20 protein-coding genes are annotated in these 19623 nt (G+C 48.7%); 9 read left to right on the plus strand and 11 right to left on the minus strand.

The window, feature by feature from the left end:
* Positions 1-22 precede the first annotated feature (22 nt).
* Positions 23-1831, minus strand: coding sequence for an aldehyde ferredoxin oxidoreductase family protein (locus ACIFQN_RS21405; RefSeq protein WP_429835063.1), 1809 nt, complete (start codon positions 1829-1831; stop codon positions 23-25).
* 240 nt (positions 1832-2071) lie between these two features.
* Here ACIFQN_RS21405 and ACIFQN_RS21410 point away from each other — a divergent pair, with 240 nt between their 5' ends.
* The 5 genes from ACIFQN_RS21410 to ACIFQN_RS21430 are packed head-to-tail and all read left to right on the plus strand — an operon-like array spanning position 2072 to position 6391.
* Positions 2072-2998, plus strand: a complete 927-nt coding sequence (locus tag ACIFQN_RS21410) for a substrate-binding domain-containing protein (protein ID WP_429835064.1) — start codon at positions 2072-2074, stop codon at positions 2996-2998.
* A 36-nt stretch (positions 2999-3034) separates the two neighbouring features.
* On the plus strand, positions 3035-3919 hold the full coding sequence (locus tag ACIFQN_RS21415; RefSeq protein WP_429835065.1) for a substrate-binding domain-containing protein: 885 nt from the start codon (positions 3035-3037) through the stop codon (positions 3917-3919).
* Between the two features lie 12 nt (positions 3920-3931).
* A complete protein-coding gene (locus tag ACIFQN_RS21420; protein WP_429835066.1) occupies positions 3932-4594 on the plus strand; it encodes an ABC transporter permease in 663 nt (220 codons plus the stop codon).
* A 4-nt stretch (positions 4595-4598) separates the two neighbouring features.
* The gene (locus ACIFQN_RS21425) at positions 4599-5339 is read left to right on the plus strand and encodes a phosphate ABC transporter ATP-binding protein (RefSeq protein WP_429835067.1); all 741 of its coding nucleotides are present in this window, start codon (positions 4599-4601) and stop codon (positions 5337-5339) included.
* A gap of 20 nt (positions 5340-5359) precedes the next feature.
* A complete protein-coding gene (locus ACIFQN_RS21430) occupies positions 5360-6391 on the plus strand; it encodes a ThiF family adenylyltransferase (protein WP_429835068.1) in 1032 nt (343 codons plus the stop codon).
* A 73-nt stretch (positions 6392-6464) separates the two neighbouring features.
* On the opposite strand, the gene thrS is transcribed toward ACIFQN_RS21430, so the two are convergent.
* The 4 genes from thrS to ACIFQN_RS21450 all read right to left on the minus strand — a co-directional run bounded on the left by thrS (position 6465) and on the right by ACIFQN_RS21450 (position 11346).
* Positions 6465-8378, minus strand: a complete 1914-nt coding sequence (thrS, locus tag ACIFQN_RS21435; RefSeq protein WP_429835069.1) for a threonine--tRNA ligase — start codon at positions 8376-8378, stop codon at positions 6465-6467.
* A 346-nt stretch (positions 8379-8724) separates the two neighbouring features.
* On the minus strand, positions 8725-9645 hold the full coding sequence (ytxC, locus tag ACIFQN_RS21440; RefSeq protein ID WP_429835070.1) for a sporulation protein YtxC: 921 nt from the start codon (positions 9643-9645) through the stop codon (positions 8725-8727).
* Positions 9646-9869: 224 nt separating this feature from the next.
* Positions 9870-10976, minus strand: coding sequence for a cyclic dehypoxanthinyl futalosine synthase (gene mqnC / locus ACIFQN_RS21445; protein ID WP_429835072.1), 1107 nt, complete (start codon positions 10974-10976; stop codon positions 9870-9872).
* A gap of 151 nt (positions 10977-11127) precedes the next feature.
* Entirely contained in the window at positions 11128-11346 is a 219-nt protein-coding gene (locus tag ACIFQN_RS21450) for a hypothetical protein (protein ID WP_429835074.1), read from the minus strand.
* A 281-nt stretch (positions 11347-11627) separates the two neighbouring features.
* Between ACIFQN_RS21450 and ACIFQN_RS21455 the strand changes: the two genes are divergently transcribed.
* Positions 11628-12200, plus strand: coding sequence for a YqaA family protein (locus ACIFQN_RS21455; protein WP_429835075.1), 573 nt, complete (start codon positions 11628-11630; stop codon positions 12198-12200).
* Positions 12201-12256: 56 nt separating this feature from the next.
* Here the strand turns inward: ACIFQN_RS21455 and ACIFQN_RS21460 are convergent, their stop codons facing one another.
* From ACIFQN_RS21460 to ACIFQN_RS21470, 3 genes are read right to left on the minus strand one after another with little or no spacing between them, the layout of a single operon-like run.
* Positions 12257-14065 carry an acyl-CoA dehydrogenase family protein gene (locus ACIFQN_RS21460; RefSeq protein ID WP_429835104.1) on the minus strand — a complete coding sequence of 603 codons (1809 nt, stop codon included), beginning with the start codon at positions 14063-14065 and terminating at the stop codon, positions 12257-12259.
* Complete coding sequence (locus tag ACIFQN_RS21465; RefSeq protein WP_429835076.1) at positions 14062-15633, minus strand: class I adenylate-forming enzyme family protein; 1572 nt, start codon at positions 15631-15633, stop codon at positions 14062-14064. Before ACIFQN_RS21465 ends, ACIFQN_RS21460 begins: the two co-directional genes overlap by 4 nt.
* Positions 15584-16045: a MerR family transcriptional regulator gene (locus ACIFQN_RS21470; protein WP_429835077.1), complete on the minus strand. Its 462-nt coding sequence runs from the start codon at positions 16043-16045 to the stop codon at positions 15584-15586. Before ACIFQN_RS21470 ends, ACIFQN_RS21465 begins: the two co-directional genes overlap by 50 nt.
* Before the next feature lie 180 nt (positions 16046-16225).
* Between ACIFQN_RS21470 and ACIFQN_RS21475 the strand changes: the two genes are divergently transcribed.
* The 3 genes from ACIFQN_RS21475 to ACIFQN_RS21485 all read left to right on the plus strand — a co-directional run bounded on the left by ACIFQN_RS21475 (position 16226) and on the right by ACIFQN_RS21485 (position 17534).
* On the plus strand, positions 16226-16648 hold the full coding sequence (locus tag ACIFQN_RS21475; RefSeq protein ID WP_429835078.1) for a cell wall hydrolase: 423 nt from the start codon (positions 16226-16228) through the stop codon (positions 16646-16648).
* Positions 16649-16676: 28 nt separating this feature from the next.
* Positions 16677-17111 (plus strand): spore coat protein GerQ, encoded by a 435-nt coding sequence (gene gerQ, locus ACIFQN_RS21480; RefSeq protein ID WP_429835079.1) that lies wholly within the window; start codon positions 16677-16679, stop codon positions 17109-17111.
* A gap of 114 nt (positions 17112-17225) precedes the next feature.
* On the plus strand, positions 17226-17534 hold the full coding sequence (locus tag ACIFQN_RS21485) for a hypothetical protein (protein WP_429835080.1): 309 nt from the start codon (positions 17226-17228) through the stop codon (positions 17532-17534).
* Between the two features lie 25 nt (positions 17535-17559).
* Here the strand turns inward: ACIFQN_RS21485 and ACIFQN_RS21490 are convergent, their stop codons facing one another.
* The 3 genes from ACIFQN_RS21490 to ACIFQN_RS21500 form a co-directional block, all read right to left on the minus strand.
* Positions 17560-18726 (minus strand): DUF2087 domain-containing protein, encoded by a 1167-nt coding sequence (locus tag ACIFQN_RS21490; RefSeq protein ID WP_429835081.1) that lies wholly within the window; start codon positions 18724-18726, stop codon positions 17560-17562.
* Positions 18727-18905: 179 nt separating this feature from the next.
* The gene (locus tag ACIFQN_RS21495; RefSeq protein WP_429835105.1) at positions 18906-19376 is read right to left on the minus strand and encodes a PilZ domain-containing protein; all 471 of its coding nucleotides are present in this window, start codon (positions 19374-19376) and stop codon (positions 18906-18908) included.
* Positions 19377-19435: 59 nt separating this feature from the next.
* A complete protein-coding gene (locus ACIFQN_RS21500; protein ID WP_429835082.1) occupies positions 19436-19609 on the minus strand; it encodes a hypothetical protein in 174 nt (57 codons plus the stop codon).
* Positions 19610-19623 lie beyond the last annotated feature (14 nt).

Genomic DNA, 19623 nt, shown 5'->3' on the forward strand with positions numbered 1-19623 from the left:
TTCCACCTTCTTTTTGCCTGTTTTACACGATGTTCAATTCTTTCAGTTTGCCCTCTGGCACGACGCCGTCCACCCAGCCGCGCACCAGGTAGTACTCATCCAGCATGACATCCATTCTGCTGACATGTCCCGCGCTGTTACCGGTTGCCGGTTCTTCTGTAAAACGCTTGGGCAGGTGATCGTCCTCGCGCTTGTCAAAACCAGCTACATTGTTATAGTGGCGCTCCAAATTGTAAATGCGTTCCCCGATCTTCATCACATCATCAGCCGTTACATGAACACCAGTCATGGTAGAATACTGTTCCGCATAGTTCTCCGCATTCTCTGAGAAGGAGGAGAATTTGCAAATATTCATGGAATCTGAGAAGGCGAGCAGGTCTTGGAACACCTTCAGCAGCTCTCCTTTTCCTTCAGGTACGAGGCGGTCAGTCGGCATCGGAATCCCTGCGATCTCGCTCGCAACCGTATAACCGCGCAAGTGACAAGCACCGCGGTTGCTCGTTGCATACCCGAGCCCAATTCCTTGGATACCGCGTGGATCGTATGCTGGAATCGCCTGGCCTTTCACGCACATAGCCAGATTCTCATCACCAAAATGCCTCGCTGCCCGAGTGGTACCCTCAGCAAGCACATCTCCGATTCCTTTTCGGAAAACCATCATTTCTGTCAGCTCGATCATTCGATCTGCGTCGCCCCAGTCGATTTTTTCCTCAGTTAATCCTCGTTCGTACGCCTCCATCATACAGGAGAGCGTATTCCCCAGCTCAATCGTATCCATTCCGTGCTCGTTGCACAGATTGATCAGAAAGGAGATCGGCGCTGCGTCACCTACACCGCAGTTGGCCCCGAGAGCCCAGCCGGACTCATACTCAAAGCTTTCCACACGCGTCTTGTACTTGCCTTCCTTCACTTCTACTTCTTTCTTACAGGCCACCGGACAGGCGTGACAGGTGTTGTCTGCCACCAGCAATGTGGCATTTACAGTTTCACCGCTGTGCCCCTCAGACGCATCCCAATGAGAAAACTTGGAGTTCATGGCCGGGAGCGCCCCTACCTCGTTGATGATGCTGGTCAAGACGTTCGTTCCGTATACAGAGAGTCCGCCTTTTTTCGGAGCGGTCAGGCCGCCCTCCATAATGGCTTTCAATGCTTTTTGATTCGCTTTTTTGTACTCCTCATCCTGTGCCGGCTGTGGCATATTTCCTTTTTGTGGGGCCTTGATGACGATCGCCTTTAGTTTTTTATAACCAGCTACAGCACCTGTTCCACCGCGTCCTGCTGCTCGATCGTTTTCGTTCATGAAACCGGCGTAGCGCACGAGATTTTCTCCCGCTTGTCCGATACAGATCACGCTGAGATCTTCTTTACCATAGCGGTCTTGCATCGCACGGACGGTCGCTCTCGTTCCTTGTCCCCACAAATCACTGGCATCTCTCAGCTCGCCTTGGCCATTTTCGATGTAAAGATAGACAGGCTTGTCGCTCGTCCCTTTGAAAATGACGTTGTCAACACCAGACCATTTGAGACGGGCAGCCGACCATCCTCCCATGTGCGAATCCGTAACCGTTCCTGTCAAAGGCGACTTGGTAACCATACACAAGCGGCCACTCATGGACGAGCGAGAGCCTGTGACCGGCCCTGTCATAATGCAGAGAATGTTTTCGGCGGATAACGGTTCCACTTCGGGGCCATTGTCGTACACGTACTTCACCCCGAGTCCACGTCCCCCGATATAGGTCCTTGCCAGATCCTCATTAATTTCCTGATAACCAACTACACCCGATGACAGATCGACCACGATTTCGCGATTTTTAAACCCACCTAGATTCATGACTGGACTCCTCCCTTTCTTCATTCTTATTAAAAACGCTAATAATAAGTACCTAGTTCGACTATTATGTGAGATATCCTTCCTAAATTCCTGCGAAACTCAGCAAAATTAGCAATATTTCGATTAAATCCTTGCTTATTTCCCTGACTGTAAAGTATGTTATTTATAGGTAAATACATGTAAAACTAACTCAAACTAACTAAAACCAATTCAACCAAACTAAAAAAAGGGGGTGATGTATTGGATAGTGAGTATTTAACTCCTGACGAAGTCGCAGCCGAGCTGAAGCTCACCAGATATACCGTCTACGAGATGATCAAACGCGGTGAACTACCCGCCTCCAAAATTGGACGAGCGCTTCGGATTTTACGATCCGATCTGGATGTATTCATGCATAGAAACAAATCACGCGACGATCTTCCGTCTTATCTTCTGACAAATCCGGTGCGCCAGCAGAAGCAGCCGCTGGAAATCCTCTTCGCTGGAAGTCACGACCTCACCATTGACCTGCTCACACGTAAGCTTGCCGAGCGCGGGATTACTCTGCTCCCGGCTTTTTGCGGCAGTCTGGATGGGTTAATCGAATTGTACAAGGGCCGAGTCGAGATGGCCGGAACGCACCTATTGGATCGTTCCAGCGGTGAATACAACTTGCCTTACATTCGCTGCCTGCTGCCCAATGAGGGAGTAACCGTCATCAATCTTGTGAGCCGATGGCAGGGCTTTATGGTTCCAAGGAGCAATCCCAAAATGATTACAAGCTGGCAGGAGCTGCTCAGTGGTCGCCATCGAATCGCCAACAGACAACGGGGGTCTGGGACGAGGGTCCTCCTCGATTTCAACATGCAGCAAATGGGCGTCTCCCCTGGCGAAATTCCCGGTTATGATCTGGAATTAACCACCCATTACGCGACGGCTTCCGCTGTCCTCCAAGGAACGGCTGATGTTGCATTGGGAATCGAGAGTGTGGCCCGCGGACTTGGACTTGATTTTTATCCCATTCAAGAAGAGCGCTATGATTTGGTCATCCCCGCTCACCTGAGCAAGCAGGAGAGTTTTCAAGACTTGCTTGCGGTACTGCGAGACCCAGGCTTTAAACAAGCGATTGTCGCCCAAGGCGGGTACAACATTTCAATGACTGGCAAGGAAATTTACAGAATGTATTGAAGTTTCCATTTCATTCAAGAAGGAGAGAATACTTTTATGAAAAGGTTTTCGCTTATCCCCAGCTTTTTTCTAGCGTTGCTCTTGCTCCTCCTGGCTGCCTGTTCATCGCAATCGACTCAGCCAAATTCGGCGGCCCCTTCCTCTCCTGCAGCAGCTCCAGCCGCTTCTACTCCGGCACCTGCCAAGGAAGCCAAGGAGATTGTTCTCGCTACCACTACCAGCACACAAGACTCTGGACTGCTGGATAGTCTCCTCCCTGTATTTGAAAAGGAGACTGGCATAAAAGTGAAGGTGGTCGCCGTAGGAACCGGACAAGCCATTAAATTGGGAGAGGATGGCAATGCTGACGTCCTGTTGGTACACGCTCGCAAATCAGAAGATGAATTTGTAGAAAAAGGCTTCGGAATAAACGCCTACGACGTCATGTACAATCAGTTTTACATCGTAGGGCCTGCCGATGATCCTGCCGGGTTGAAGCAAGCAAAAACAGCCAAGGAAGCGATGGAAAAAATCGCGGCGAATAAGTCCACCTTTGTCTCGCGAGGAGATGATTCCGGCACCGATAAAAAAGAGAAAAGCATCTGGAAGGAAGCAGCGATCAAGCCTGAAGGCAGTTGGTACCTCTCCTCCGGGCAAGGCATGGGGGAAACACTGCAAATGGCAGATGAAAAGAAGGCCTACACCTTGACGGACGAGGCGACCTTTTTGTCTCGCAAGCTCGGGCTTGAGATTGTGATGCAAGGCGACAAGTCTCTTTTGAATCCATACGGGATCATTCAGGTCAAATCCTCTGCCAAGCAAGATGAAGGACTGCAATTGATTCAATTTTTCACAGGGGCTGAAGGTCAAAAGCTCATCGGCGAATTCGGACAAGCCACCTACGGAAAAGGGCTGTTCGTCCCTGATGCGAAGAAACGCTAGGAGTTTATTCCGATGACGTTTACTCCTGATGTATGGGAGGTTATCTGGCTCTCCCTGCAGGTTACGACCACGTCCGTATTAATCGGAATGATTCTAGGCATCCCCTTCGGGGCCTTTCTCGGGCTTTATTCCTTTCCAGGAAAACGATTGATTGTCATCCTGATCTATACGTGTATGGGCCTCCCGCCTGTATTGGTAGGCGTAGTCGTCTACCTCCTACTCTCACGCTATGGCCCGCTGGGTTCACTAGACTTGTTGTTTAGCGCGCAAGCCATGATCATCGCACAAGTGGTCCTGGTGACCCCCATTCTTGCCGGATTAACCATGGCTGCTGTTCAGGCAAAAGAAAAGGCCTACTGGGAAACGGCCAAAAGCATGGGGGCAAGTCCATTTCAATTGATGATGACCATCGTCAAAGAAGCCCGCGGGGGCATATGGTCAGGCGTTGCAGCCGCCTATGGGCGGGCCATTTCAGAGGTAGGAGCCGTTATGCTGGTCGGCGGCAACATCGAGCACCACACCCGCGTCATGACAACAGCGATTATTTTAGAAACACGGACGGGGAACTTCTCCGGCGGACTGCAAATGGGATTTGTCCTCTTGGCCATCAGCTTTTTGTTTAACAGCTTCATGATGGTCGGGATGCTTAGCCAATTGAAAGCGAGGAAAAGATGACCCTATGAGTCAATTGGAGCTTCAAAATCTTGTGGTAGCCTACGACGGACGCACCGTTTTGGATGTGGAGCAGATTATTTTTGAACGGGGGAAAATTTATGGAATTGTAGGTCCCAGCGGCGCAGGCAAAAGTACACTTTTGCGAATCATCAACCTGTTAGAAAAACCTTCAAAAGGCAGCATGCATTTGTTTGGCACTGACGTGGAGCTCCCTTCCCTCACCCATTCAAAAGGATTGGCGATCCAGCGTCAAATGGGTTATGTCGCGCAAAAACCCTCTATGTTTCACGCTACTGTTTTTGACAACGTTGCGCTCGGTTTGCGTTATCGCAAGCTGGATCGTGCTCGAATTCAAAGCCTAGTCCTTGAAGCCCTAGAGCTGGTCGAGCTATCCCATCTCGCAGCTCAGCGTGCCGAAACGCTGTCAGGGGGGGAAGCCCAGCGGATTGCCCTAGCCAGAGCACTCGTTTTTAAACCTGAATTGTTGCTTTTAGATGAACCTACAGCTAGCCTCGATCCGTACAACATCACTATTTTCGAACGGGTCGTCCAGATGATTCACCAGCAGCAGCAAACAACGGTCCTCATCATCACGCATAATTTGCCGCAAGCAAGGCGTCTTGCGCACGTTTGCTTGTTTCTTCTCGATGGACGAGTGGTGGAATACGGCGAGACGGAAACATTCTTTAACCGACCAGCGTGCCGCGAGCTTCAAGATTTTGTCTCCGGTCGCATGATCTGTTGAACCAAGGAAAGGAGCTATCCATGGAATTTACCTCCCGTTACTCCAGGCAAATTCGATTCGCTCCCATCGGTAAGCACGGTCAAGAGTTGCTGTCGCAAAAAAAAGTGGTGATCGTTGGAATGGGCGCATTGGGAACCGTACTGGCCAACCATATGGTCCGAGCCGGGGTCGGATACGTCCGGATTATCGACAGGGACTTTGTTGAGGAAAGCAATTTGCAAAGGCAAATGCTCTACGATGAAGAGGATGCTCGCCAGCATCTGCCCAAAGCGATGGCTGCTGTTGCCAAGCTGCAAGCTATCAATTCGTCGGTCCGGATGGAAGGGATCATAGCTGATGTTCACGCAGGCAATGCAGAATCCCTGCTGTCGGACGCAGACGTGATACTCGATGGCTCTGACAATTTCCAGATCCGCTATATTATCAACGACGTTGCGGTTAAACATGGTATTCCTTGGGTATATGGCGGAGCAGTCAGCTCGCGGGGAATGTTTGCTGTAATCAGGCCGCAGATCACACCTTGTTTTCGCTGCATCTTTCCTCACGCTCCTGTAGGGCGGGGCGAAACTTGTGATACGGTAGGCGTCATCGGCCCCCTCGTTCACGTCATTGCCTCTTATCAGGCTACGGAAGCGATCAAGCTGTTGGTAGGAGCTACAGCCCAGCTTAATACCCATCTCGAACAGATCGACCTGTGGCAAAATGACTGTGATTTTTTGCCCATTGCCGAGGGAAAAAATCCGACCTGTCCTGCCTGCGGGAAGAAAGAATTCGAGTATCTCAATTTGCACGGGAAAGAGAGCGAGGAGTTTGTCACCCTCTGCGGACGCGATACGGTGCAAATTAGTCCCACCCAGCCCCGTTCCGTCGATTTCTCAACGCTATCAAAACGTCTTTCCGTCCTTGGGTTGGTGGAACAAAACCGATTTCTGCTGCGCTTTCATGTAGACAACTGCACGCTCGTCTTTTTTGAAGATGGCCGTGTCCTTGTGCAAGGGACTCACGATATCACTACAGCCCGGACCTTGTATGCAAAATACGTCGGGCACTGATCATCCGAATCGCAAAAAAAAGGCTGCCCCTATTACTTGCGGGCAGCCTTTTTCCTATTCAAGATCAAACCTCTTACTTCATTTCATTGATTTCCGCACGAATTTTTTCAACAAACTCGTCTACAGTCATCGCACCCTCATCGCCTACGCCGCGTCTGCGAACAGACAGTGTACCGTCAGCCATCTCTTTTTCACCAATGACCAGCATGTACGGGATTTTTTGGACTTGGGCTTCACGGATTTTGTAGCCGATTTTCTCATTGCGTGCATCGAGCTCTACGCGAATGCCAGCTTGTTGCAGTTTTACCTTCACTTCTTCTGCGTATGGAACGTGCACTTCACTGATGTTCATCAGGCGAGCCTGAATGGGAGTCAGCCAAGTTGGGAATGCTCCTGCATAATGCTCGATCAGGATACCGATAAAACGCTCCATGGAACCGTACATCGCACGGTGCAAAACAACCGGGCGGTGCTTTTCATTGTCTTGGCCCACATAGGTCAAGTCGAACTTCTCAGGGAATTGGAAGTCGAGCTGGATGGTTCCGCATTGGTGACGGCGTTTCAGGGCGTCGGTGATATGAAAGTCGATCTTCGGTCCGTAGAATGCGCCGTCCCCTTCCTCGATCTTGTACGGAAGGCCGGATTCCTCGAGTACATTTTTCAGAGAGCTTTCCGCGATTTCCCACAGCTCATCGGAGCCCATCGAGTCTTCCGGACGAGTGGAGAGCGCCACGCTGTATTCAAAGCCGAACACCTTGTAAATGGTGTCGATCAGTTTCATCATGTTTTTAATCTCGCTCTCGATCTGGTCAGGGCGGACAAAGACGTGCGCGTCATCCTGGCAGAAAGTACGTACTCGAAGCATTCCGTTCAGCGCGCCGGAGTACTCGTGGCGGTGAACCTGACCAAACTCGGAGTAACGGATTGGCAGATCGCGGTAGGAATGCATCGCGTTTTTGTAAATGAGCATGTGCCCTGGACAGTTCATCGGCTTCAAAGCGTAAGTAGCATTGTCCACCTCGGAGAAATACATGTTTTCATGGTAGTGATCCCAGTGTCCAGATTGTTTCCAGAGGCGCTCGTTCATGAGGAATGGCGAACGCACCTCAGTGTATTGGGCCAATTGCTGCAGACGGCGGGAGAACTGCTCCAGCTCGTTGCGTACAGTGAAACCGTTTGGCAGGTAGAACGGCATGCCAGGCGCTTCCTCGGAAAACATGAACAACTCGAGTTCTTTACCCAATTTGCGGTGGTCGCGCTTTTTCGCTTCTTCGATGAAGTGCAGATATTCATCCATCTCTGCTTTTTTCGGCCAAGCAGTACCGTATACACGTTGTAGTACTTGGTTTTCCGATTTACCACGCCAGTAGGCACCAGCTACGCTCATCAGCTTGAATGCTTTGATGAAGCCAGTGGATGGCAGGTGAGGTCCACGACAGAGGTCGAAGAATTCGCCTTGCTCATAGAGAGTAATTGTAGAATCCTCTGGCAGATCACGGATCAGTTCTAATTTCAAATGATCGTTCAGCCCTTGGAAAATCTCCGTTGCTTCTGCACGGCTGACTACTTTGCGACGAATCGGCAAATCTTCCTTCACGATTTTTTCCATTTCCGCTTCGATCTTGCCGAGGTCTTCCGGCGAAAGGGAAACAGGAATGTCCATATCGTAGTAGAAGCCGTCCTCGATGACTGGACCGATACCGAATTTTACTTCACTTCCGTAAATGCGCTTTACAGCTTGTGCCAGCAAGTGAGCCGTACTGTGACGGTACACTTCCAGACCGTCCGCAGAATCAAGCGTTACGATTTCGATCGCTGCATCGTCTTCAAGTGCTGTGTACAGATCTACTACTTTGCCGTCTTTTTTACCAGCTACTGCTTTTTTCTTCAGGCTTGCGCTAATGGAGCCTGCGATCTCTTCGATGGTAATCCCAGCATCATACTGACGTACTGCGCCATCTGGGAAAGTTACGTTAATTTGTGCCACCTTGGATTCTTCCTTCCTGTTTGTTGATTTTGAGAAAATAAAAAAACACTCATCCCCAAAAAGGGACGAGTGTGTTCTCGCGGTACCACCCTAGTTCAAGTCTGCTTACAAAGCAAGATCAACAAACAAAGTTCGTCAACAAGCAGACTCCTCAAGTCAATGTAACGGTATTTAACCGGCTAGCCGTTAGTAAAAGCAAAACGCTTCGTTCCCGACTGCTACTCGAAGGGGGTAGATCCATATGGGTACGCAGCGAGCTTCCAGCCAATGACCCGCCTCTCTATAGCGACCTTCATATCGTCCATGTCCTTCTCATCGTATCGCATGTAAAGTTTTGTTGTTGCTATTATAGTTTAGTCGGATTGTGGACGTCAAGTGCACGTCTTTGTGTCATACAAAGCGCACAGGAATGACAGGTGGTAAGACGGTTGTCAAAAATGCTGCGAATCGTCTGGGCTAATCCCGGCTTTTCTGGTGCCATGTGCAGAATGATGCTCTCTGGTGCCAGTGTAACCAAAGCGCTGACCAAATAATCTTCGTCTCGGCATTTTTGCTCGTCCATGCTCAGTACTGCATCCAGCTGATCAAGCCAAAGTCGATCTCCATTTTTATCATAAAGATGGAAAGGTTTGTCCACACTAGGAACGACGTGAACTACTTCCTGCTTTGTTTCCTGAACGTCGATAAAGTAGCGAAGCAACTCGACAAATTCCTGGTATTGCTTGTCTTCCAGATACTCATCAATGCCAGCCTCCACTAATTCAAACAGCTCATTCCAATGTTCCTGGAGGCGGAATCGGACAAAACCAAGTACATTGATGGACCTATCCTGTTCGAGGTAGTTGAAAGCTTTGCGATACACGTTTGCTTTGCGCGTAGTCGCCGTCAACAGCTCCAGCTTTGTTGACTCAACCTCTTGACACATACGCTCAATGTATGGAAAAATTTCAATCCATTCTTCTTCGATCTCCTCTGCCTGCAACAGGTCGCCCGCAATTTCTTCCAAGATTTCCGGGTCCTTCACCTGAATGACCCATTCAGCCAACGTGAGCGCTACAAAAGCCCTCGCCCAATCAATCGTCTGCGCATCGTACTCCTCTTCGCACCAGCTTTGAAAATAGAACAGGTGGTAATCGTCCTGTTCCTCTTCTTTGTATGTAATGCGCACTGGTGCGGTGTTGACCCGTTCCGTCATCTCGTTTACGATGGCGCGATACGTGCCACAATGCGCAGGGACATTCTCCAGCAATACGCGGAACGTCTGCATAACCATCCCCCCAACCGCAATTGTAGTTACAGTATATGTCCCGTTAGGAGCGATATACTTTTAAACGGTTGGAAACTCCGGGAAGGTTGCAGTATCAGGCAAATTGCCTCTCTGTCAAAATCATACATTCCACATAAAAACACGCCTCTCCATCATTCCTTCCACCTCAGGCGGCGAAAAAATAACAGACAAGCGTGTTGCAAATACTCATTATCTATTTCCCATTAGTTTTGCATAACAAAATCTTTTTCCGCCATCTCGCCCTCATTAAACACGCGCAGGATGTCGTACTGGGTGTTGCGCTGCGCAGGGATCTTGCCTGCACCTCGAATCAGCTCCAGAATTTGGTTGGTGTTTACCTTGTACGTACATGCTGCTGCAGAAACGACGTTTTCCTCCATCATTGTTTGACCAAAATCGTTCGCTCCATAAGACAAGGAAAGCTGTCCGTAATGAGGTCCCATGGTCACCCAGGAAGACTGGAAATTCTCTACGTTGTCTAACATTAGTCGACTAATTGCCAGTGTTTTAAGATATTCTTCCGGTGTGTTGTTAACAGCTTTCATGTTGGTATTGTCCGGCTGGAAGGTCCATACGATAAACGCTTTGAAGCCATGAGTCTCGTCTTGCGCTTCACGAATACGCATGAGGGACAAGACACGCTCTTCCATTTCCTCACCGAAACCGATAACCATCGTAGCGGTACCTGGCAGGCCTGCGCGGTGTGCCGCTTTCTGGGTATCAATCCATTCGGTCCACGAGCCTTTCAGACGAGAAATTTTCCGACGAGTGCGGTCATCCAAAATCTCTCCGCCCGCCCCTGGCAATGAATCGAGCCCGGCTGCTTTCAGCTCTCTGAGCACGTCCTCCACTGTCATGTTGGAAACCTCGGCGATTTTGATTACTTCTGCTACAGACAGAGAGTGCATGGTAATGTGCGGAAAACGTTGTTTGATAGCACGCAACAAATCCGTATAGTAATCCAGTTTCAAATCAGGATTCGTTCCACCCTGCATCAAAATTTCCGTTCCGCCGACATCTACCGTCTCCTGAATTTTTTGGAAAATAGTTTCTCTCGGGAGAACATATCCTTGTGATGATCCCGGTGCGCGGTAAAATGCACAAAAACGGCAATACGTGTCACAAATGTTTGTGTAGTTAACGTTGCGGCTGATTACAAATGTAGCAATGGGGTCTGGATGGTGCTTTAGCATTACTTGATTAGCGTAATGGCCCATTTTTTCGATCTCATTGCTCGCAAATAGGGCCAAACCATCTTCTAGACCCAGGCGTTCGCCAGCAACGGCACGTTCCAATATGTTGTCGATCATAAGGATCACTCCTTGTACCATACGTAAATTCCACTCCACATGATATCACAATACAAACACCCCGGCTATAGCTCAGGTGCTGCGGGAGTGGTGCCGAAATAAAAAACAACCATGCGAAAAGCAAGGCTGCTCGGGCTTTCTTTATATGATTCTATTCAAAACCAATCTGCTCATACACTTCTGGTTCCCAATAAATAACGCTTTGAGCAAGCGGCAAATTGGTTTCTCTCGCTCCATTTGGCTGTCCATTGAAATAGATAATTTCCGTCACGGATACACGATCGCCGCGAACGTCAATCTCCCCTGATAACTGCAAGCTGGTCCCGTTTGGCGCATAGTAAACGACTTTCCCCGATCCCAATGTCTTCATGGGTTCCTCCCAATGCTGTTTGTCCTATTTTTCTATACTAATGGATAATCTTTCCTAGCGTCAATAAAAAAACAAAGGACCAAATGACTAGCACTATTGTTGTAACCCATTACCGGAAGCAACCGTATTCCTTATTGTCATACCTTGATTTTCGGGTACCCCTTGCCCACCAAAAGCCGCTTGTCGGTCTTTGTTTGGACAAAGAGGCATAACCTAACTACAGAAACCCGAATCTTTCCTGTATAATCGTATACGATAGGAAACGTCGTAAGGAGATGCTCATGCTCGAACAATTAACGCAACTTTTCATGAATTACGGAATTTGGGGACTCTTTGGGATGGCATTTTTGGATTCGTTCATCAGTCCGATTCCTCCCTTCTTTATGCAAATTGCGATGAGTCTGCTCAATCCCGAGTCTGCCCTCCGTTATGCTACGGTCGCCTTTACCGCCTCCGTACTCGGTGCACCCATCGGATATATGCTCGGAAAATGGTTAGGAAAACCACTTTTGCAAAAGCTGCTGCCGGAAAAATGGGTTGTGCTGGCCACCGAGAAGTTTGCTAAAAACGGGGATGCTGCCGTATTGATCGGAGCCTTTACACCGATTCCCTTCAAGGTGTTTACTGTGCTTAGCGGTGTGTTTAATTATTCGCTGACCAAGCTGATGCTCTTTGCCATTATTGGACGAGGTTTAAAATTTTTCTTAATCGGAACTTTGTTTCAGCTATACGGCAAACATGCAAAAGTGCTTTTGGATGATTATTTAGAGGTAAGCCTTCTAGGGATTGCTGCAATTGTTGCGATCGCCTGGTTTATTTGGAACAAACGAAGAAAACGCTACGCACTGAAATGAAAAGCGCCCAGGCCAGCTTTCGCAGAGGCATTGGGCGTTTTTAGATTGGTCAAAAATTATCTGAAAGCAGTGGATACCTTACCCTGCCACATTTCTATGGAAACAGGTCGATACTCCATAAGCTCTGTAAAAAAGTGGACATCCAGAAGCTGATCGTCTTGAATTCCCCTTTTCCTTTTTTCCTGTAAATGCTTATTTACGTAAAGTCTGGCGAGAATGTATTTTCGCACATTCCCTTCATGAACAGCCTGATCCTCTGCCTCACTTACGATGCAGGTCAAGGAATAAATGTCTACCATGTGATCGGCAAGCGGCTTCAATTTATAAGTCAGATAATCAGCCGATTGGCGCATCAAGTAAGCGATATTCTCCTCCAGAATCGGTAGCTCAGCTAACACGATTTGGGCAAAAGGAGCCGATAATTCGTAGTTCCAACGAGCGACACGCTCTCGAATCATCTGAAAAAAAATCTGATGGCTGTTCTCTTTTTGCATCACCCGCAATAGATCCAGTGCAAGAATATTGGAAGTCCCCTCCCACACAGTGAGAACTTGTGCATCACGCAGCAATCGCGGAGTCACATATTCCTCGATATACCCGTTTCCTCCATGGATTTCGATGGCGGTGTGCGCAGCTGAGACCGCTTCCTCACCTGTGCGGTATTTCAGCAGGGGAATCAGCAAGCGAGCCAGCGCTGCATCTTCTTTTTTCACTTGTTTAGATTGGAGTCGATCGTACACCTGAATCATGTCAAACACAGCTCCGCTGCTTACTTCTACATCCAGCAGGAGGGTTATCAGCATTTGCCGCACCATCGGATACTGGTCGATCGGATTGCCAAATGCCCGTCGTTCATGGGAATAATACTGGGCCTCGTAAAAAGCCCTGCGCATAATGCCAATCGAAGCGACTGCGTTGCAAATGCGGGACAGATTCAGAGCCTCTGCCATGTATTTGAAGCCACTCTCAGGCTGCCCGATCAAATAGCCTTCCGCTCCTTCAAGCAGCACCTCGGCGGACGGCACGGCATTCACCCCGAGCTTATCCTTTAAACGCCGAATCTGGATCTGATTACGCTCCCCATCCGGCTTGATCCACGGTACTAAAAAAAGTCCCAATCCTTTTGTTCCCGGCTTGTCAGCATCGATTCTCGCCAGCACAGTCGCTACCATGGCACCAGCGTTGCTCGCAAAAAATTTTTCGCCTGTTAAACGGTATACGTCCGGTTGCCCTTCTACAGGTTGTGCCACCGTAACATTTGCCCCGACATCCGAACCGCCCTGCCGCTCTGTCAGCCAGGTAGCTCCCTCATACATGCGTTTACGGTCGCATGTAGTAAGACCCATCAAGTACTGCTTTTTCTGCTCCTCGTTCCCATAGCGGTTGATCAAATAAGCCGCTGACATGGTCAAAGTAACTGGGCAGTAAAAACCCGGCTCGGATTGACTGACCACATATCCCATCAGAAAGGAATTGGTGTAAGGAACAGTCTCTCCCAGCTCCGGGACCGGATGATAGAGATGGCTGACAATCCCGGCACCATATATATGAGCAACCGTTTCTTTATAGCCTTCGTTGGTGACGATCTCGGAAATGTCTTCCCCCAGCCGATTGTATTTGCGCAGGCGGGGCTTACCCTCTTTGTCCGTATGCGCAGCGCGTTCGTCCATGGGACCAGCTACATATGCTCCCAATGCAAACAGCTGATTTTCTGCCCAATTCTGCATAGCGGCTGGCAAATAACGCTTTAACAAGTAGTGAATATTGGGATCTGCCTGAAAAAAGTTTTGTTCGCTCGCTGGTCGAGGATGAGGGATATTGTCACTGTAAGCTCTACGGTCAATGCTCCATTGCAGGCGGCTCATGTCCGCTCCACTCCCGTCAATGAATGCGACTCTCGCAAGCTGTGCTTTCGTATTTTTCCACTCGTATTGCGCGGCAGAGCAGGCAGGACAGTGACTTGCCGCGGCAGCTTGTAATCGGCTAGGCGCCCTTCCAAAAAGCTGCTCACTTCCTGCTGCCAATCCCGGGGAGCCTCTTCCCCTTGGCGCAATACGATATAAGCAGCAACCGTCTCGCCCCACTCTGGATGCGGCAAGCCGACGACAGCCACCTCTTGAATAGCCGGATGGCGCTCTAGCGCAAGCTCAATCTCCTTTGGGTACACATTGATGCCGCCTGTAATCATGACGTCTTTCTTACGATCAACGATCCACAAGAACCCGTCTTCATCCATTCGCCCCATATCTCCAGTAGCAACCCACCCATTCTGAAGCGTTTCACTCGTCGCCTCTCGGTCGTTATAGTAGCCCTTCATCGTTCCTTCCCCTCGCACGCGGATTTCACCCACTTCACCCACGGCTGCCTTTGCCCCGCTTTCATCCACGACCTCGATCTCTGCAAACAAAACACCTCGATTGCCCACGCTCCCTACCTTATCCGGGTATTCCCGATGGAACAGGCACGTACCAGTTGGACCAGCCTCTGTCAAACCGTACACGCACACCAGCTTCTCACGTCCGTATGCCTGCTCCAAAAGTGCTGCCATTTCTTTGGACAATGGAGCCCCTCCGTATACCCAGCATTCAATGGAAGAAAGATCGTACCGGCTAAATTCAGGGTGCTTCATCGTCAGCAAATACGCTACTGGTGCGCCAAAGAAATGCGTAATCTTGTGCTTCTGGACCAGCGACAACAGCAATTCCGGAGAAAAGGTTAACGCACTCACCTGCGTGGCACCGAGCAGTAAAGCCGGAAGAAAGAAAAGGTGCAGAGGCGCAGAGTGACTGAGCGGCATCAGTTGCAGAATTCGGGAACGATGCGTCATTCCCATTTCAATCGACATCATTTTGGCTACGGTAAGCAAGCTGCGATGTGTAAATAACACCCCTTTGGGTCGGCCAGTCGTACCTGACGTGTACAAAATACTGACTTCACTATCCTCCGTTGCCCACTGCGCATCAGGATCAATCGAATGGACATTCAGCTTGCAGGATACATTTTCATCCAATACCCAGTCATCGGTTCCTGCCCAAACGCCTTGGCTTCTTCCCGTCTTGATAGCAATCAGCCCGGCGGCTTCTTCGACTAGCTCCCCCACCGCTGGCACCAAGGCCTCGTGGACCACTAACGCTTTTGCACCTGACTGCTCGCAAATATAGCGTACTTCTTCCTGCGTAGAACGAGCATTTATCGGCACTACAATGGCACCGCACCGAATGACTGCCATGTAAAAAAAGGCAAACTCCAGACAGTTCGGTATCAAGAGGACAACCCGATCATTTGGCTGGATGCCTTGTTCACGCAAATGGCAGGCCCACAGGCTGGCTATGTCGTTCCACTGGGAATAGCTTACTTCCACCTCTCCTGCAATCAGTGCAGGCTTATTCGCATACTTTCGTCCGTTTACTGCAAGTAGAGCTGATACATTCATCGGTTGTCCTCCTACTTTCTTCAAGCAATTTTTGTTCAAAGCTTTGCTTGTAGACGAGAATGTCTTCCCTTAGCTGTGCCAACTCGCTGATTTTCTCGTCGATTTCCGCCAGCTTCTGGTTTCCGTACTCAATGGTGCGCAAAAGCTGTGCTTGGCCAGTACGATCCATAGCAAACAATTCAATCATCTCGCGGATTTGATCCAGCGAGAATCCAAATCGCTTTCCGCGCAGAATCAAGCGCAGCCTCGCGCGGTCCCCGCGGCTGTAAAATCTGATCCCCCGCTCAGTACGTCCCGGCAAGATTAAGCCCAGCTCCTCGTAATAACGTATCGTTCTCGTACTGACATCCAATTCTTGAGCAAGATCAGAGATGGACCACGCTTCTTGTCGATCAATTCCTTCTCTGCTCATGTTATGGAGGTCCTCCTGAAATTATTTAGCGAATATTCGGAAATAACTGATTATACACATTTTACCTGTCGTTTACGTAAACGTCAACCAAACCGCATTTGCATAAAAATTTCGCGAGTCAATCACCCATTTGCTACTCGCCCATATATTGTAATTGTGAGTTTTGGAGGAGGTGAAGCAATGGCCGTCATAAAAGCAAACGCGAATGACGTGGCATTACTTGCACGGTTAATGCGTGCTGAAGCTGAAGGTGAAGGAGAGCTTGGCATGCTGATGGTGGGAAATGTCGGGGTAAATCGGATTCTTGGTAATTGTCTTGACTTTAAAAACATCCGTTCAATGAGTGATATGGTATACCAATCACCAGGCGGATATGAATCCGTTCAAAAACCGTACTTCTATCAGCGTGCACGCGAAAAAGAAAAACGTCTTGCCAAGCGTGCTATTAATGGGGAGCGCACGCGTCCAGCTAGTAATGCCTTGTGGTTTTACCGCCCGACCGGTGATTGCCCAGCTACCTGGTGGGATCAGCAAAACTCCGGACGTTACAAGGCGCACTGCTTCTTCATACCGACCCCAGCTGATTGTCCGCGTGTTTACTAGTAAGGATAGATAAAGGAGCGAGTTCATCATGAGTCAACAAATGCCATACCCTTCCTACCCCTCTTACGGGTATGATATGTATCAATCCACACAGTTTCCTTATGGAATGCCCCAGCAGCAACAGCAGCAGCAACAATTGGCACCTATGCAACCAAGCGGGACCTTTATTCCTGGAACCCCCGTTACACCTGGGCAAATGCTCGTAGAAGAGTCGTACATCGAGAACATTTTGCGTTTAAACCGCGGCAAAGTAATCACCGTCTATCAAACATTTGAAAACAACAGCCAATGGAACGCCAAGATTTTTCGCGGGGTGCTGGAAACGGCAGGTCGTGACCACATTATCTTGAGCGACCCCCAAACAGGCAAGCGCTACCTGCTGCTCATGGTAAATACTGATTACATTACTGCGGATGAAGAATTAAATTACGTTCCCCCGTCTCTCCCAATAGGTATGCGATAGGAGTCACCCCCAGGCAGTCTTCCTTCATTTTAAACTGAAGAAGGCTGTCTCTTTATGTTTTTTGCTATAATGATGGGATCGAAGTATAACAAGACGTACAAAGGATGACGGAGTATGGCATTTGGGATTACGAGGGAAGAATTAAACAGGTGGAAGCAGGCCGTGATTAGAGAAGAGATCGCCTTTTTGACTCATTATTGGATTGATCCGCGTTTTCCAGGTATAAAAACAGTTACAAAAGTAGGCTGTGCAAACCGTGAGCTTTTGACGAACTGGTGCCTAGCCCATGGCTTAAATCCCGTTTATATTCACGATCGGCCGCCGTTTCCCCATTTTGACCTGCTCGGTCCAAAGCAAAAGGAAATCTTGCAAAAAGAAGGTCTCTGGGATCAGCTTCAGCGCTTTCGGTTACTGGAGGAATGATAAAAAGACTGCCAAATGGCAGCCTCTAGCGTTTTTTCTCTTGGTTGTATCCTCGTTCACCATACGGCGCGAGTTCTTCCAACCATTTGTTTTCCAGCTTTTCCAATGCATCCGCTGTATCAAAGTATGGCTCATCCTTTTTCTGCAAAACTTCAAGCACCTCAAACTCAAAAGCTTCAGCTCCGAATTCGTTCCACTCTTTTTGCAGAGAACGATTTGTATGTGAGCCATGCTGAAGACTGAATTTCTTCCCATTGATCGTCTTTAGATTCGGTGTGCTGTCAATGAATATTTTACCATTCTTCGTATTTTTAATTTGATAAACGCCTGCCTCTATCTTGACTTCCTTGTACAATTGCTTTAATTCTTGCTTGCGATTCATCGTTGTTTCCTCCTGTTCCTCTCGCTGGTTGTTCTCTATGTTTACCCAATATTCACTGCCATCCGGCTTTCTGTCCAAGAATGCAAAATCAATTAAATATCTCCGCAGCGTGACATGATCGGCATAAACTGCCTCCAGTATTTCATTCACTTCTTTTTCGTTATAGATACGTTCCGGATCAAAGCGACTGGCAATCAGACGCAGGATAACGAGTCGATGCTTCTGCTTTCGCGGGAATCTGAGCAAAGGACCGTCCGTTCCTTCCGGGAAATACTTGCTTGTAATCTCAACGGCTTCCTCGGTAGTTGCCTGCAATTTAGCCTGGGACTGCGGGACTCCCTCTGCCGCCTTGTTCGTTTTGACACTCGACGGGGATGAGAAGGATGTTTGCTTATCTGTTTCTCTGAGCAGCTCCATCATCACAAGAAACACTTTGGCTTGACGTTCCTTCTCCTTCAATGCAAACCGGTGATTGCGAATGGTGGAAGCACTGCCAATTCCCATTTCTTTTTGTACTTCACTATCGTTTTTTCCTTGATAAAAAAGGCGCAACAGACTTGTTTGATGATCGGACAATCCTGTCAATCGCTTATCCAGCTTGCTCAGGTGTTCAAACACAGATTCATGCGTGTTCGCAATATGATGCTGCATATATCGGGCAGCGTCATAAAGCCTACCCTCCACCGGATAAATAATCCCTTTCTCAACCTTCTCCCCGCAAAGCAGGCACAAATAGTCATCCGCTTGTTCTACATACCCGTGTTTCAGATCTTCCACGGAAGCACTCCAAAACTGATCGACCAGCGACATTTATAAACACAACCTTCGTTCGTTTGTTTTATTATAGATAATTTATCATTACGTCTATTTATTGTCAAACAAAAAAGACCCCTGTCTTTATATAAACAGACAGGGACTTTTACATGTAAACAACGATCCGCGATCTAGTATACGGATTTTACAGTCCGCCATGCAGGTAAACATAGCCGTCATGATCTTTCCTTTGCTTGCAGAACATGACTCGCTTGCGCCATCTTCTCCAGGAATTCTCGCCGATCTCCTTTCAAAAAACGTCCATCAGTCGCTTCTCTCTTCTGTCGATAACGGATCGCTAACCGATTAACCAAGCGATTGATCTCCTGATGCTGCACCTCATCCATTGTAAAACGGACAGCGTACTCATAAAAATCTTGTTCCCATCGCGTAGTTCGAACGACATGCCCGTACATTTTTAAAGGTTGGGCACACATTACTGTCTCGAACTGCAGGACAAGCTGATCATTCGCAGGCATTTTTAGGTGGGACAGAAAACGAAGTCCACCTGCTCCTATATCCTCAATCAAAACAGTTGTACTCCCAATTTCCATCGTTTTCCCTTTGACAAGCACAATCGTCATTTCAGCACAGAGGGCGTGCTCCAGCTTCAGTCGAAAATATTCTCGTTGATGTCCCTCCTCCATGCCTGCCAATTCGCTCACCGTCCCAATAGATAGAGTGCTAAATCATAGGCGCCATTTCTCTATTTTTTCCGCTTGGGGTAATGCATATCCTGCAAGCTGACTTTTGATTTTTCCCACAGCTGTCTTTGGTCGTGGACGATCGAGTCGTTCCGTTCCAATCGGAAGAGGAGTTTGACAAGAAACCAGACAACCAGCAGAAACCCAGAAAAGATGACTAACGTTAAATAGATCATATCTGTAACCCCCC

This window comes from Brevibacillus sp. NRS-1366 (genome assembly GCF_050467985.1).

What these genes read in the sequence shown, in the direction of transcription:
- ACIFQN_RS21430 (WP_429835068.1), top strand. Translation starts at nt 5,360, where the DNA reads ATGGAATTTACCTCCCGTTACTCCAGGCAAATTCGATTCGCTCCCATC.
- ACIFQN_RS21490 (WP_429835081.1), bottom strand. Translation starts at nt 18,726, where the DNA reads ATGTCGCTGGTCGATCAGTTTTGGAGTGCTTCCGTGGAAGATCTGAAA.
- ACIFQN_RS21420 (WP_429835066.1), top strand. Translation starts at nt 3,932, where the DNA reads ATGACGTTTACTCCTGATGTATGGGAGGTTATCTGGCTCTCCCTGCAG.
- ACIFQN_RS21450 (WP_429835074.1), bottom strand. Translation starts at nt 11,346, where the DNA reads ATGAAGACATTGGGATCGGGGAAAGTCGTTTACTATGCGCCAAACGGG.
- ACIFQN_RS21485 (WP_429835080.1), top strand. Translation starts at nt 17,226, where the DNA reads ATGGCATTTGGGATTACGAGGGAAGAATTAAACAGGTGGAAGCAGGCC.
- ACIFQN_RS21415 (WP_429835065.1), top strand. Translation starts at nt 3,035, where the DNA reads ATGAAAAGGTTTTCGCTTATCCCCAGCTTTTTTCTAGCGTTGCTCTTG.
- ytxC (WP_429835070.1), bottom strand. Translation starts at nt 9,645, where the DNA reads ATGCAGACGTTCCGCGTATTGCTGGAGAATGTCCCTGCGCATTGTGGC.
- mqnC (WP_429835072.1), bottom strand. Translation starts at nt 10,976, where the DNA reads ATGATCGACAACATATTGGAACGTGCCGTTGCTGGCGAACGCCTGGGT.
- gerQ (WP_429835079.1), top strand. Translation starts at nt 16,677, where the DNA reads ATGAGTCAACAAATGCCATACCCTTCCTACCCCTCTTACGGGTATGAT.
- ACIFQN_RS21470 (WP_429835077.1), bottom strand. Translation starts at nt 16,045, where the DNA reads ATGAGCAGAGAAGGAATTGATCGACAAGAAGCGTGGTCCATCTCTGAT.
- ACIFQN_RS21465 (WP_429835076.1), bottom strand. Translation starts at nt 15,633, where the DNA reads ATGAATGTATCAGCTCTACTTGCAGTAAACGGACGAAAGTATGCGAAT.
- ACIFQN_RS21460 (WP_429835104.1), bottom strand. Translation starts at nt 14,065, where the DNA reads ATGAGCCGCCTGCAATGGAGCATTGACCGTAGAGCTTACAGTGACAAT.
- ACIFQN_RS21455 (WP_429835075.1), top strand. Translation starts at nt 11,628, where the DNA reads ATGCTCGAACAATTAACGCAACTTTTCATGAATTACGGAATTTGGGGA.
- ACIFQN_RS21405 (WP_429835063.1), bottom strand. Translation starts at nt 1,831, where the DNA reads ATGAATCTAGGTGGGTTTAAAAATCGCGAAATCGTGGTCGATCTGTCA.
- ACIFQN_RS21475 (WP_429835078.1), top strand. Translation starts at nt 16,226, where the DNA reads ATGGCCGTCATAAAAGCAAACGCGAATGACGTGGCATTACTTGCACGG.
- ACIFQN_RS21425 (WP_429835067.1), top strand. Translation starts at nt 4,599, where the DNA reads ATGAGTCAATTGGAGCTTCAAAATCTTGTGGTAGCCTACGACGGACGC.
- ACIFQN_RS21495 (WP_429835105.1), bottom strand. Translation starts at nt 19,376, where the DNA reads ATGGAGGAGGGACATCAACGAGAATATTTTCGACTGAAGCTGGAGCAC.
- ACIFQN_RS21500 (WP_429835082.1), bottom strand. Translation starts at nt 19,609, where the DNA reads ATGATCTATTTAACGTTAGTCATCTTTTCTGGGTTTCTGCTGGTTGTC.